Here is a 14,777-nt window from a genome sequence, read left to right on the forward strand (position 1 = left end):
CTTTCGGGAACTTTAAAAAGGCATGCTTCACTCAGGTGAAACATGCCTTTTTTGTGGGCCTATGTTATTCCTTTTCCTCCATGCGCATTTTTGATTTGTTCCGGGGGTAAGACTGACGGCATACTGGAAATACTCTCTTCTGATTAAAAAATAACAGAGCGGTTGGTTTCTTTATGCCAGACTTTGTGGCCCGAATCATGAACTCTTCCCTGCGCTGGCCAATGCTGATCATTCTGGTCACGGTTATGCTGTTGGTGCTGATGAACCTTTCAAGCCATGTTCCGGAAAAAAGCAGGGTTTCAGCGACTCTCTGGCAGGTGGAAACCATGCCTGTCACCCTTTCTGAAAACAGTATTGATATCCGTTTGTATGGCCGTGTAGAAACTCCCCGGCTGGTGACGCTCACAGCGGCCGTCAGCGCGTTTGTTGACAGCGCTCCGGTCCTGCCTGGGCAGGCTGTGGCGGAAGGCGACCTGATTGTAGACCTGGATCAGCGGGATATTCGCCTTGTGCTGGCCCAGCGAGAAGCTGATGTTGCTGATGTACAGGCCCGTCTGTCTTCGGAAAGGTTACGGGCAGATGCGGACCGGCAATCCCTCAAGCAGGAGAAACAGATTCTGGCCAGTGCCCGACGGGAATATGAAAGACAGCTGTCTTTAGAAAAAAAGCAGCTTGTTGCTGGTCGTCAGATAGATGCCGCACGGGAAACCCTGGCCCGGCAGGAATTGATTGTTATTACCCGCAGGCAGTCTGTTGCGGATGCCGGGAATCGCATCCAACAGTTACAGGCCCAGAAGGCCCGGGCAGAGGCTCTGAAGCAGCAGGCAGAACTGGATCTTGAGCGCAGTGCAGTCAAAGCTCCGTTTTCCGGTTGGCTTACCGGCCTTGAAGTTGCCCCCGGAGAGCGGGTGCGCACTGGTGATAAACTGGCGACCCTTTATCCCGACGGTACCCTTGAGGTAAGAGCACAGATTCCTGACCGCTATCTGCCAGTTGTTCAACAACTGTTACAGAGCAATGTAGCCGTACTGGGAGGGGTGACAGTGGGGGAACAGTTTGTGTCCCTGGAGCTGGATCGTCTGGACGCATCCATCGGAGAAGGGCGGGGCGGTCTTGACGGCCTTTTCCGCGTGCGGGGGGAGCAGGCGACAGGTCTGGCTTTGGGGCGTCCCGTTGTCGTAAGCCTTCTGCTTCCGGTGACTCAGCCTTCCCTGCAGATTCCTCCACGGGCTTTGTACGACGATAGTTATGTATATCGGGTAAAACAGAACAATACCCTGGAGGCCATAACTGTAAAGAGGCTGGGTACAACCCGGAATCATGGCAATAAAGATGAAAAAGACAAAGAGTCTATTGTTGTCAGCGGTGAACGACTGAAAGAAGGTGATGTCATGCTGGTGACACGCCTCCCCAATGCGGTGACCGGGATGGAAGTGCAGGTAATTCCATGAAACAGTCTGAAAGCCGTTCTGTCATTGCTCTGTTTACCGGCCACCGGGTAGCTGCGAACCTGGTAATGTTCCTGATGATTCTGGCGGGACTCTGGGCTATCCAGAAATTGAATACCCAGTTTTTCCCTGACTTTGATGTGGATGTTGTTACTGTCTCAACAACCTGGACTGGTGCTACTGCCGATGATATCCAGCGGGCGATAACCATACCCGTTGAAAGGGAGTTAAAAGGCATTGCCGGTATAGATAAATATTTCTCTACATCCTCCCCCGGTACCAGCCAGGTACGCCTGGAGATTGACCGCCGGGCTGATGTCGCTGAAGTGACTGATAAAGTCCGGCAGAGGCTGGACAGCATCATCACGCTGCCCGATGACGCTGAGAAACCCATTGTTGACCAGCTGGAACGGTTTGAGCCTATTGCCCGGGTGGTGATCAGTGGTGGCACCAGCCTGGAAGAATTACGCTCTCTGGCCAGACGACTGGAACAGGACGTCCTCTCTCGTGGTGTACGTAAGGTGGCGTTTACCGGACTACCGGATCTGGAAATGACCATTGAGCTGGACAGCGCTGAGTTGCATCGCCTGGGTATGACCCTGTCCCAGGTGGTGGAAGCTATTCGTTCCCGCAGCCAGGACCTTCCCGCTGGCACCGTTGGTGTGGGCACTGTTGAACGGCCCTTGCGCAGTCTGGGGCAGGCCCGCCTGCCCAGTGAGTTTGCTGACCTTCCTCTGCTGACCCGGACGGACGGTCAGGTAGTGCGTTTAGGAGATATAGCCACTGTTGTGCGTCAGGGAGAAGAGGGAAAACCTTCCCTGATGGTGCAGGGACGTCCGGCGGTGGAGCTGACCCTGTTCCGTACCAATTCCGATGACACCCTGGAAGCGGCGGAGATTTTTAACCAATGGGTCAGCAGCGTACGGCAGGAGCTGCCTACGTCGATTGAACTGACGATTTATGAGGAAAACTGGTCCTACCTGAATGAGCGTCTCCAGCTTCTGGTAAAAAACGGTGCTGGTGGTTTGATTCTGGTGATTCTGACCCTGTTCCTGTTTCTGAATGTGCGGGTGGCGTTCTGGGTGACAGTGGGTATTCCCGTGTCATTCCTGGCGGCGCTGGCGGTGCTGCAGGTGATTGGTGGCAGCATCAATATGATCAGCCTGTTCGGATTGATAATGGTGCTGGGGATTATTGTCGATGATGCTATTGTGGTGGGTGAAAATATTCTGGCCCATGTGCAAAAAGGAGAGAGTCCACGCTCAGCGGCTATTGCGGGAGCGGTGCGCATGTTCGCGCCGGTCACAGCCGCGTCATTAACGACAATCGCAGCTTTTCTGCCATTGCTGATACTTGATGGCAATGTCGGCAATATTCTTCGGGATATTCCTGTAGTAGTGATCTGTGTGATAGTCGCTTCCCTGGTGGAATGTTTCCTGATTCTTCCCGGCCACCTCTACCACAGTCTGGGCAGCAAAGAGTACAAACCAGGTCCCCGGAGGGAGAAACTCGACAGGGCGTTTAACCGTTTTCGGGATGACTATTTCCGCCCGGTGGTGTTAATGGCTGTGCGCAATAAAGGGACAACGTTGCTTACGGCGGTCTGCCTGTTTGTGCTGAGTATCGGATTGCTTACCAGTGGCCATTTGCGCTTCACTTTTTTCCCGACCATCGATGGCCAGACCATGCGGGCGGCCTTCCAGTTCACGCCGGGAACACCAAAGGAGGAAACCGTCGCCTTTCTTCAGGAGTTGGAACGCAGCCTCGGCGTGGCAGAACAGCAAACAGGTGAGAAGCTGGTACGTCATGTGTTTGCCTTGTCCAATGAAGCCCGTTTCAGTATGCGCAGTGCTGGCAGTCAGCAGGCCGATAACCTTGGTACCTTGATTATTGATCTGGTGTCGCCTGAACACCGGAATATCAGTAATGCTGAACTGATCCGTTTATGGAAACAGGAGATGAAGCGACCACCGGGCCTTGAGAAATTTACCATTGCCCAGGTGCAGGCCGGTCCTCCCGGTAAAGCCATTGAGTTGAAGCTGGTGGGGGCGGATATTGACGACCTGAAGTCGGCGTCTCTGGCCTTGCAGAAAGCCCTTGGCAGTTATGCGGGAGTCAGCAATATTGAAGATGATCTGCCCTGGGGCCGAGAGCAACTTGTGTTCGCCATTAAACCCGAAGGTCGGGCGTCAGGTTTATCCCTTCGGGATGTGGGCCAGCGTCTGCGTACAGCGGTGGACGGCCAGCGGGTACAGATTTACCACCAGAAATATGAAGAAGTGGAAGTGCGTTTGCGGCTGCTGCGTTCCCAGAGGGAACAGCTGAGCACAATTAATGATTATCCACTGGTGATGGGGCCGGATAACACCCAGCGCCTCGACAATATGGTGAGCTTCAACAGCCAGAGGGGGCTGGACAGTCTGAAGCGGGTGGATGGTCAGATGGCGGTGCAGGTAAGCGCCGATGTTGATGAGAAACTGGTGAATGCCAACCAGGTTATGGCACGCCTGAAAAAGAGTGTACTGCCGGAACTTACGGCCCGCTACGGTATTTCCGCAGACTATGAAGGGCGCAGCGCGGAGCAGGAAGAGATGAAGGAGGATATGAAATCCGGCCTGCTTATTGCGCTGGCGCTGATTTATATCATCCTGACCTGGATTTTCTCTTCCTGGAGCTGGCCCCTGGCGGTAATGGTGGCGATTCCCTTTGGCATTACCGGCGCGTTGTTCGGTCACTGGATGACGGGGCAGGACCTGACGGTGATGTCCCTGTTCGGTTTGTTTGGTCTGGCCGGTATTGTAGTGAATGATTCTATTGTACTGCTGACCTTTTACCGGGAACAGCGGGAGAAAGGACTGGAGATGTTTGAGGCGATCACTGAAGCCGCCTGCCAGCGTTTGCGGGCGGTATTGTTGACCTCTTTAACGACAATTTCCGGGTTGTTGCCCATTATGTTTGAAACATCACCCCAGGCTCAGTTTCTTATTCCCATGGCAACAACTATGGTATTCGGACTGCTGTTTGGTACCTGCCTGATACTGTTCGTTGTGCCGGCCATGCTGGTGGCTCTTGAGAATATTTCGGCCAGAATGCGACAGCTGTTTACTAATCAAAGCGGGAGGTTAAGGGTTTGATGGATAAGGTGAAGGGGCTTTCCGGTCGGTTAACATTACTGACGGCGTTGTATGCAGGCGTTGCGATTGCTCCGGCAGCGGCCGTTGTCGAGGCTTCGGTGGTACCGGTAACTCCCGATGAGGCAGTGCAAACCAGGATGACCATTTACCCGAGCCAGGCTATGGTCTCCCAGGAGTTATCGGTGGCCTTGTCTGCGGGCCAGTCCAAGGTGCAGTTGCGACCAAATTTCGTCGACTGGGATGTTAATTCCCTGATTCTGACGGCCATTAATGGTAACAAAACAATCTATCCCCGCAGTCTGGCCTGGCACCGCCCTTTGGCAGGGCGTGATGAGATTCTGAAACTGCTTGTTGGCCAGAAAGTGGAGCTGTTTCGTCCGAGCCGGGAAACCCCCCTTCGGGGTATGCTGCAGAGCTGGCGTAATGATACAGGTATTCTGCTTCTGCCTAATAATCGTCAGGAAGTGTTCCAGTGGGAAAGGGGGTTGAGTCTTCGGTCTGTGGATTCAGAGACGCTGTCCGGTGCCCAGGTACTTCCCTATATTGATGTCGGGTTTGAGCTGGCCCAGCCGGTAACCAGTCTGGCCCTGAATTATATGAATACCGGTATCAGTTACAGCAACAGGTATCAGATGCTTGTTCATCCGGACACTAAACGCCTGGATATTGGGTTGATGTCCCTGATCCGCAATGACTCAGAAACAGAGTACCCGGATACCACCCTGCATCTGGCATCCGGTGATATCGGGCGCAATGATGTTCCCCAGGAACGGTTTATGGTGCGTAGTAGCGCCGTTGATATGGCCTCAGCATCCCAGGAACCAGTCAGGGAACGCAGTGGTGAACTGCTGTTTATTGATGTTCCCGGTCAGTACAGCCTGCCGGCTGGGTCGGTGCTGAACCTGCCCTTGTTCCGGGAAAATGACACGGCTTACACCAGCCATTACCTGTACAGTTTTTACGGACAAGGAAATCCCGGCAGCCGTGTCGTCAGGGAGTACCCGGTAAAAACAGTCAGCTTCACCCCCAGCCAGGACTTGCCGGCGGGACCACTGGAAGTCCTGGAGCAGTCAGCGGGCAAGGCTCCGAGAATGGTGTACCAGGGCTGGATGCCCCAGTCTGCTGGCGGGCAGAAGGTAAGTCTTGCTTTTGGCCAGGCTTATACGCTGACGGTGGAGCGTACTCCCATGGATATCCGTAAAAAAGGGGATGTCTGGGAAGTTGACTGGCAGTTGCTGGTCAGCAATCACCAGCCACAAAATGCCAGGCTGGTGGTGGAGGATTCCGGTTATAACATGACCGGCCTGGAAAACCTCCAGGGCTTTGAGAAGAAAGGCCGCCAGCCTTCTGCCATTATTCCGGCAGGGCAGAGCCGAACCCTGCGCTTTACCAGCTTTTATCGCAAAAACTGACAATCTCTTCCGGACAGGAATTCCGACTTCCTAGACTAATGAAATCAAGCCCGCCGGCAGGTGGGCTAAGTCTGGATTTATCTGTTTGGGGTCGCAGGGATGCCTCTATTAAGACGAGCAAACAAGTCACACCCCCCTTCTGTTCGCCCTCAGTCTGGTGCACTGGTTGAGGGTTCCTCTGAAAAAGCCGAGAAAAGATCATTTCTTGCTCCTTTGAAGAAACTCTGGCCATTTGGAAGGAGAAATACCAGTAAGACTCAAGCCCAGCAGCAGGCCAGGGTGGGTGGTTCTAGCCGTATGCCGCTGGATGCTGGCAGCACTCTTCCCGAACGGGAGGTCGCTGAGCATGAACTTGTACAGCCAACGCTGCTCCGGTCCCCTGTTGTAGATACCGACCTCAATCGGAGACTGTCGGCTCTTGCACGGGAAGACTCCCGGGCAGAATCTGTTGTTTCAGAGTTAGTTTCGGAGTTAGTTTCAGAGCCTGTTCCGGATATTGACCAGGAATCCGGTTCAGAAACGATGTCAGAGAGTGATATCTCCAGCCTCCATGATCACTCTGATATAGATGACCTGATGGATCGGGTGATTCTGCCGAAAAATCATCCCGTTAAGCGTAATGCCCTGGAGAAACTGGTGGGCTGGTTGGCGGAGAAAGCGCTGAATAAGGTGTTGCCGGTCGATGCCAGGGAAGAGGAAGAAAATCAGCTGGTCCTTGAAGTGCAGTCAGAACGCTTGGCGGCCCTGAAAAAGGAAAGGCAGTCTCTGGGTAAACAGAAGAAAGAATTTGAAACCTTTATCAAGCGTCAATCTGAGGATATCCAGACATTACGGGAAAAGATTTTCTCTCTGAGCGTAAAGTTAAATGAGAGTGAAAAAAACATAACCCGGCAGAAAAATAAGCTGGGGAAAGAGGGGTACGATCGCTCGGGAGAGAAAGTCAGGCTGGAAGGTGCCAGAAATGAAATTGCCGAAAAGCGCCAACGTAAACAGGCAGCTTTACGGAAGGGAATGGCCAGGCTTGGGGTGCAGAAAGCCAATCTGGAAGAGGTTAACCGGCAGCTGACAGGTGTTGTTCAAAGTGAAGTTGATATTCGTGCCACCCGTACACAGACCAGGCAGCAGATCAAAGAGTCAGCGAAACTGCAGAAGGAATTTACCCATAATCTGGTTTCACTGGTATTAAATCTTCGTCGTATACATAAAGGGAAGTCGGCGGCAGGTGAGCTGCGGGTTCCCAAATTAACGCTTCCAACCGCTAATGGCTCTGTTGAACTTCGTAATGTGCATTTTCATCCTTCCGCCATCGCGACCCGTAAAGACAAGCATGGCCGACCCATTGTTGATATTACCCTCACAGATCTGGGTGGGCAGCTGAAAGTTCCTGTGGAAGAGGGAATGACAGCTGATCTCAGTGTTTCTGTCAGTGATGTGACCCTAACCCTAGGCGGTCAGATAGCTGAGTCATTCCAGCAATATCTGGACTGCAGGAATAATGCGGGAGCCGTTGCCCTTAAGATGGCCCAGCTGGGAAAAACCATTGCCAGTGTTGTTAAGGGGGAGTTGCAGGAGGATCAGGTCAATATCAGTGCCCGGTTTGGGGATGTGAAGCTTGAGAGCTCTGATATTCCCTCTGAGTTCATCGCCCGCGCTGTCATGGGGACCCAGCGTACACCGTCTTCGGGATTGCATAATATGCTGGCGGGCACGAAAGTGCCGGTTGATCTGGCTGTTAATCGACTTCAGGTCAGTACGGGAGGGAATGTTCAGGTGGCAGCGGAGCTTGAGGATGTTTCGGCCTATATCAGACCTGATATTTCCGATGGCAGGGATAAGAATATTCGTACCGGCGAGTTTCAGATACATGCCGGAAAAGCGGATGTTGGCGTTCAGGGACCGGTTGCCCTGACCGCAGAAATCCTGCGTCAACTTCAGCCCGGCAGCCCCCTTGCGGAGCTGCCGGGATCTCTTGCTGTTATCCCACCACCATCCGCCCTGGATAAGTTTCCGGCGGGGGCCTGTCACCATGTGGATGTTCAGTTGCGAGACCTGAATGTTGACCTTACCAGAGATATGAATCTACGCACTACAGAAGCCAGTCCGGACAAGCCTGTCTGGTTCGTGGAGGGTGATGCCCGTAACCATATTACGGCGCAGGCCGTACGGGTGAAGGGACAGGGCAGTCTCGAAATTCACGGGGAAGGACATAACCTTGACTTGGATATCAGGAACCAGGGGGAAGAACAGATCCTGCAACTGGTACTGCGCCCGAACAGTATTGACGAAGGGCAGGAGTGCGCGTGGGTTCAGGTGAAATGTCACCCGGACCTTGTCCGTGAGCTGTCAAAAAATGCGGACAATGAGAAAGTGCGGCAGCTTCTGGTTGATGGTCAGGGCGCTGTGGCTATTAAGGGTTCTGCAGTACTGAACCTCAACCGAAAGACCGGGCAGATAGCAGCGGATATTAAGAATCTCTCCCTGGGTACAGGCGAAGCGGTTCTTGTACAGACCACTGATGTAGGTATCCGGCTGCCTGCCAGTGTTAATGCTTCGGCAAGGACGCTGTCTGTGGCCAGCACCCCCCGCCAGTGGCGGAATTATAATGAAACCCGTACTGATGTGAGTTTTGAGGATCTTGAGGTCACCGGGCAGGGGGATGTGGTTGTCGATACCGGCTCTGCGGAAAAGGCCGGAGGACGTCATTTTGAAATTCCTGTACGAGGGCGTGGGGAAGTCTCCGGCATTCGATTGCGCACCGTACGACAAATGTCTGAAACAAGCCATCGTACCCGTCAGCATCTGGTGATGTCTGCTGGAAAGAACGGAAAAATTGCCCTGAACAATCTCAGTTCGGGGAATATGTCTATAGGAGAGGTATCAGCCAATCTGGATGATGAACTGAACGGGCAGGTCCGTTTCCAGAAAGCCCGCATTGGCTTTAATGATCTGGTGAATCCCCGTGTTCGTTATCGTCCGGGGAGTGAAGGAGAAGGTGCCACCGATGTGATTGACCAGCTTCCCGTGCCGGGCTTTGTCGGGGCTCTGTTGAGAAACAAAACCCTTGAGATGGATGCTGAAATTGATGTTAAAAAGGGCAGTTTCCATATAAGGGATTTGGCGGCTACCCGCATCAGGATTGTTGCTGAACGAAAGCCGGGACGAAAGCAGGCAGGGGTACGTGACCGTATGGTCGCAGGTATGCTGAACCTGGCATTCCGCTTAGGAGCAAGCCTGCTGGGCAGTAAAATTGCCCGGGTAAGTACCAAGGATAATCGCGCAGTGATCCGGTCGCCGCTGATGCCTGACCTTGTTATCCCTATTCCTGAGAAAGTGTCCAACCATATTGCATTCAATAAAGACGGTTCGGTGAATGTTCCGGCTACCCAAGCCCAGGCAACGGGTGTCTTCTGTTTTCCCGCCAGCCGCCAGGTTTACCTTGACAGGCTGATTGATGCTATTCGTACTGAACCGGTACTTGAAGTACCCCTGGAGCAGTTTGTTCGTCAGGTTGAGCAGACCGAGGAATCCCCCGGGCAGATTCAGGAAACCTTGTACCTGCTGAAGAATCTGCCCGTAGAAGCTGTTGCTGAAGATGCCGCAGCTAATCAAACTCTGCGTATTCTTCTGGAAAGGGCCGCTGTGGCTGCCTCCAGATACACCCAGACCGCCCATGTCGCTCTGGAGATTTATAATGATCTTCACGGCCAGAATGTTCGTCCGGCACCGGGGGTGTTGGAGCAGCTGATTAAACATGTGGAGGCTGGGGCAGCAGGGGAGGGTGAACTGGCGGAGCTTCTGTGCCGTGAAGGGCAGATCAGCAAAGCGTTGCCGAGGTTGTTTACTCTGGTTGATGAAGATAAAACTGATATTCGCAGTCAGAGGCTGCTGGCCAAAATCCTTCTGGAAAGTGGACAGCAGGGGAAGGCATTGACACTGTTAAGGGATGCCAGCATGGCGGGGGATAAGATGGTCACCAGTGTTTTGTCCAGTATGATTACTCAACCGGCCTACAAAGAATTTGCACAGAGAATCCGGTTACTGTTGGGAGCGTTGCTATTGAATCAGGAAATTCGTGAACATAGTGCGGATGCGTTTCTGGAAGGTGTCGCACATCTGGAAATCCTGGCAGATGATGGGCATTCGGCTGAATATGCAATAAGAGAACTGTTGGGGCGTTGTCGGGATGGTTACAGGATTGCTGAAGAACAGAAGCTGGAAAGCTGGGAAGTCTGGAACAATACCGTTGAAAATATGAAAAAGCGCTTGAAGAAAAATAAAACCCCGAACCTTACTCATGGGGAGCATTACCAGATTGCCATGGGCCTGATGTATGGTTACAGGGGCATTAAACAGGACTTTGTGGCAGCCAGAGCGCTGTTAAACGCTATGGATTCTGATGATCCAAGGGTTCAGGTGCACCTTGATATTTTGAACAGAGTTCAAGCCTCTGAGCCTGCCGGTGAGGCGGTGCAATAAATTATTAACATCGCCTACTTTGCCATCCAGTTCTCAGGGGTTACGAAGAAAACAGGGTTGGTATTGTTTGGTGATTGAGGTGAAACCAACACCGGCCTTGGCCTGACAGCGAAGATCTGCTTAACCGCCTGGAGTAATTGGTCTCTTTTGAGAAAGCTCTCTTCATCCTGCCTGCCCTGCAATGCCAACCAGTTTTGCCTTTGTGGAATGGCAAAGTGGCTGGCTGATGATGCCTTTAAATAGTTCTTCAGTTGATAAAAAGCTATCCAGTCGCCTCTGTTGTGTCGGGGATGGCTGTGTTCAAGGGGCTGGCAGGGTTGTCGCCAGGGGTAGAACAGGTAGCCCTGCAGCATAATTTCAGTTTTCCAGTTTTGAGATGTACTGAAGGCTTGAAGAACCTGTGCGCCGTCGTTTGTTTGTGACAGGGTGATTTGCCGGTGAAACAGTTTGTCCAGTTTTCTGCCCAGTTGATCGGTACGATCTGGGCCGATCCAGTCGTACCAGTCCCCTTTGCTTCCGGGTTTGCCGAGGTAAAATTTTACCGCCAGCTCCTGATGACAGAAACGTTGGGTAAGCCCGTTAAAATAGAGCAGGTCATATTCTCCCAGCGTATGCATATTGGCCTCGCTCTTGTGGGTTTGTACTTGCAGGTTGCTGGCCAGAACCCGCATATTCGGCGTCTGCTGGTAGAGAAACTGCCAGAGCGTTTCGTAACGGATACCGAGCCGGGTGCTATGGCGTTGATTCAACATCTCCTGAAAAATGTTTTCCTTGGCTGCTATCTCCTGCCTCTGGCTATGTTTAAGTTCAGGCAGTCCTTGGGTCATAATCGCCGGGTGGGCCGAGGTTGAGAGCAGGGGCGGGCTGTCCAGCAGCCAGTTGATTTCATCGGGAAGCAGGCTGTTATCGGTGTTTTTTAGCGTCTTGAAGGCAGTGATAGTCAGACTCTCTCTATTTTTCTGTACGCATGGTTAAGTGGAGAACAACTTAGGTTTATAATGCGTTATATAAAATTCTCATAGCTTTCGGGATTTATGGAACAGTTTAAACACATTGGAGTGATTGGGCGCCAGGGCAGTGTTCAGGTGGTGGAAACCCTGAAACGCCTTAAGACTTATCTGCTGTCCCGTGAACTTCACGTGATTCTTGAAGAGCCCATGGCCCAGCTGATGCCGGGTCACGGACTGCAGGTCTGCAGCCGCAAGATGATGGGCGAGATCTGTGACCTGGTGATTGTTATCGGCGGTGATGGCAGTCTGCTGGGGGCTGCCCGGGCCCTGGCCCGCCATAATGTTCCCGTACTGGGCATTAACCGGGGCAATCTGGGTTTCCTGACCGATATTCAGCCGGATCATCTGGAAGAGCAGGTGGGTGAGGTGCTGGATGGCAAGTATGTGGTGGAGAGCCGTTTCCTGCTGGAAGCCATGGTCAAGCGTAATGGTGAACCCATCGGCCATGGTGATGCCCTGAACGAAGTTGTGCTGCATCCGGGTAAGGCAACCCGCATGATTGAGTTTGAACTGTTTATCGAAGGACAGTTTGTTTACAGCCAACGTTCCGATGGGTTGATTATCTCCACGCCAACAGGCTCAACGGCTTATGCTTTGTCTGGTGGCGGGCCGATTATGCATCCCCGTCTGGATGCTCTGGTACTGGTGCCAATGTTTCCCCATACTCTGAGCAGTCGCCCGCTGGTGATTGACGGGAACAGTGAGATCAAGATTGTAATTGGCCGCAATAATCCAACTTATCCTCAATTATCCTGTGATGGCCAGGTGCATATTACCGCTGCCCCTGGTGATACCCTGTCTATCCATAAGAAGCCGTTTAAACTGCGCCTGATTCATCCGTTGAATCATAACTATTACGAAGTCTGTCGTACCAAGCTGGGCTGGGGCAATCGCCTCGATACTTGATATTTACTCCCAGGGAGCCTTAGCTGTGGCTCCCTTATTTTTGCTTATGCGAATGGATTGCCATTGATGATTCGGGTTTTAGATCTTCCGTCCGATGATGACCTGCTGCCGTTTTCCGCTTTTCTCTGGAAGCAGGGTATTCAGCACAGGATTGCGGAAGAAGGAGGGCGACAGGTTCTCTGGATAGCCGATGCCACCGACCAGGGATTGGTTCGTTCTTATTATGAGGACTGGAAGGCCGGGCTGCTGCAACTGGGCAAAGTGAAGGTTAAGTGGAACTCCGGAGTAGGTGCTTTTGTCGCCGGGCCACTGGCTGACTGGAAACGTATGCCGGTAACCCTGGCGCTGCTGGTGGGTTGCCTTGTGGTAGCGCTTTTTACCCGCCTGGGGGAAAACTATTCAACGGTATCCCTGTTTACCATGGTGAATTTTCTGGTTCAGGGGGACACCATCCGTTATACGACCATGGCTTACAGTTTGGAGCAGGGGCAGTACTGGCGGATTATTACGCCGATGTTTCTTCACTTCGGTATTTTCCATCTACTGTTTAATATGCTCTGGGTGCTGGATTTTGGCAATAAGATTGAACTGCGTCACAAGGGGCCGTTTTTGTTATTGCTGGTGGCGGCTACCGGGATTTTCTCCAATATCGTTCAGTTTGTGGTGATGGATGGGTATCCGCTGTTTGGCGGGATGTCCGGGGTGATTTATGGGCTGCTTGGGTTCTGTTGGATACGGGAAAAAGAGCATCCTGGTTTCTATCGGGTGCCGCCGGGTATTTATATGTTTATGCTGGTATGGCTGGTGGTTGGCTTTAGCGGCATTCTGGGAGCCTTTGGTTTTGGCAAGATCGCTAATGCGGCCCATGCGGGTGGGTTGTTTTCCGGCGTTGCCTTTGGGTGGCTGTATAATCGCCTGAAGAAATGATTATGGTCTGAATTAAAGTGGTGATGTTGGCCACTGTGCTAATCGCCCGTATCCGGTTAAGTATTTCCGCATCCAGTCATAGCCTTTGAAATATTTAACCGGATACGGGCTTTTGAACATTGTGCTGACTTCATCGCATAAAGAATAAGCATTGGGGGAAGTATGAATTTTGATGAGCTGGTAAGTTCTCTGACACCGGAAATGGTAGCCAGTATGAAGCGGTCTGTTGAACTGGGTAAGTGGCCGGATGGCCGTGTTCTCAGTCGTGAGCAGCGGACTCAGACATTGGAAGCAGTGATAGCCTGGGAGGCGCAGAATCTTCCGGAAGAGCGGCGTACCGGTTATATGCCCCAGTCCTGTAAGAGCGCCAGTACGTCTGATATGGCTGCTGAAGAGAGCGAAACTATTCTCCGTTTCCAGGATGCCTGATGTCTGACGTCATTTCCCTGACCGGAACCGTCTCCAAAATGCGTACGACGCTGGGTGAGGATGGAGAGCCGGTCTCTTATGAGTTGCGGGTGGGAGAAGAGTTTGTGCCTCTTAACCCGGCTATAGGCCGCAAGGTTCGTCTGGAGTATACCGGCAACATTTATTGCAGCTATTGCAGTCGCAAAACAAAAAAGAGTTTTAGTCAGGGTTACTGCTGGCCCTGCTTTCAGTCCCTGGCCCGCTGTGACAGTTGTATTATGAGCCCGGAGAAATGTCATTATCACAATGGTACCTGCCGTGAACCGGAGTGGGGTGAGAAAAACTGCATGACCGATCATGTGGTCTATCTGGCGAACTCATCCGGGCTGAAAGTAGGTATTACCCGGACTACTCAGGTGCCGACACGATGGATTGATCAGGGCGCTGTTCAGGCTCTGCCAATTCTGCGGGTGGCCACTCGTCAACTGTCGGGTTTTGTGGAAGACCTGCTGCGCTCTGAGGTGAAGGATCGCACCAACTGGCGAGCCATGCTGAAAGGCGTGGCGGAACCCATTGATCTGGAATTTGAGCGGGAGCGACTGCTGGACCGTTATGCCTTTGGCATAGACAGTCTGCTGCAGGAACATGGTCTGCAGGCGATTCAGCCGGTCAGTGATGCGGCTCCCGTGGATATTGTTTATCCCGTGATGGAATATCCTGCAAAAGTTGTTTCCTTTAATCTCGACAAGAACCCGGTTGCGGAAGGGGTTCTGGTGGGTATCAAGGGTCAGTACCTGATTTTTGATGCCGGTGTTATCAATATCCGCAAATACACTTCCTATGAACTCAATGTCATGATTCATTAAAGTTGACTGATATGTTCAAAGGGAAGGGTTCAGGCAGGTACTTCTCAAAAGCCATGGAGTGGTTCGATAACGACTCAATCGCTAAATTATGCTCCTGCAAATCTGGCACTCCCGCCTTCCATGGCGGTCACATGGACATATTGCTGGAGCGGAAATACCTGCCTGAACCCTTCCCTGAAATCGAATCGCC

The 14,777-nt window shown here is 52.4% G+C and carries 9 protein-coding genes; 8 read left to right on the forward strand and 1 reads right to left on the reverse strand.

Annotation, left to right across the window (positions count from 1 at the left end):
- The first annotated feature begins 173 nt into the window (after positions 1-173).
- From ACY2RQ_RS10820 to ACY2RQ_RS10835, 4 genes are all read left to right on the forward strand, one after another.
- On the forward strand, positions 174-1,451 hold the full coding sequence (locus tag ACY2RQ_RS10820) for an efflux RND transporter periplasmic adaptor subunit (protein ID WP_490112980.1): 1,278 nt from the start codon (positions 174-176) through the stop codon (positions 1,449-1,451).
- Positions 1,448-4,582 (forward strand): efflux RND transporter permease subunit, encoded by a 3,135-nt coding sequence (locus tag ACY2RQ_RS10825; protein ID WP_490112981.1) that lies wholly within the window; start codon positions 1,448-1,450, stop codon positions 4,580-4,582. The genes ACY2RQ_RS10820 and ACY2RQ_RS10825 overlap by 4 nt, the downstream gene beginning before the upstream one ends.
- Positions 4,582-5,994, forward strand: a complete 1,413-nt coding sequence (locus ACY2RQ_RS10830; RefSeq protein WP_490112982.1) for a hypothetical protein — start codon at positions 4,582-4,584, stop codon at positions 5,992-5,994. The genes ACY2RQ_RS10825 and ACY2RQ_RS10830 overlap by 1 nt, the downstream gene beginning before the upstream one ends.
- Positions 5,995-6,093: 99 nt before the next feature.
- Positions 6,094-10,470, forward strand: a complete 4,377-nt coding sequence (locus tag ACY2RQ_RS10835; protein ID WP_490112983.1) for a hypothetical protein — start codon at positions 6,094-6,096, stop codon at positions 10,468-10,470.
- A 14-nt stretch (positions 10,471-10,484) separates the two neighbouring features.
- Here the strand turns inward: ACY2RQ_RS10835 and ACY2RQ_RS10840 are convergent, their stop codons facing one another.
- Positions 10,485-11,414 (reverse strand): DUF1853 family protein, encoded by a 930-nt coding sequence (locus ACY2RQ_RS10840; RefSeq protein WP_490113050.1) that lies wholly within the window; start codon positions 11,412-11,414, stop codon positions 10,485-10,487.
- Positions 11,415-11,504: 90 nt separating this feature from the next.
- Here ACY2RQ_RS10840 and ACY2RQ_RS10845 point away from each other — a divergent pair, with 90 nt between their 5' ends.
- From ACY2RQ_RS10845 to ACY2RQ_RS10860, 4 genes are all read left to right on the forward strand, one after another.
- The gene (locus ACY2RQ_RS10845; RefSeq protein WP_490112984.1) at positions 11,505-12,386 is read left to right on the forward strand and encodes an NAD(+) kinase; all 882 of its coding nucleotides are present in this window, start codon (positions 11,505-11,507) and stop codon (positions 12,384-12,386) included.
- A 66-nt stretch (positions 12,387-12,452) separates the two neighbouring features.
- On the forward strand, positions 12,453-13,313 hold the full coding sequence (locus tag ACY2RQ_RS10850) for a rhomboid family intramembrane serine protease (RefSeq protein WP_490112985.1): 861 nt from the start codon (positions 12,453-12,455) through the stop codon (positions 13,311-13,313).
- A gap of 162 nt (positions 13,314-13,475) precedes the next feature.
- Positions 13,476-13,742 (forward strand): YeaC family protein, encoded by a 267-nt coding sequence (locus ACY2RQ_RS10855; RefSeq protein WP_490112986.1) that lies wholly within the window; start codon positions 13,476-13,478, stop codon positions 13,740-13,742.
- The gene (locus ACY2RQ_RS10860) at positions 13,742-14,587 is read left to right on the forward strand and encodes a DUF2797 domain-containing protein (RefSeq protein WP_490112987.1); all 846 of its coding nucleotides are present in this window, start codon (positions 13,742-13,744) and stop codon (positions 14,585-14,587) included. The genes ACY2RQ_RS10855 and ACY2RQ_RS10860 overlap by 1 nt, the downstream gene beginning before the upstream one ends.
- Positions 14,588-14,777: the final 190 nt, after the last annotated feature.

It is taken from the genome of Parendozoicomonas sp. 209JJ7-1 (genome assembly GCF_058147085.1).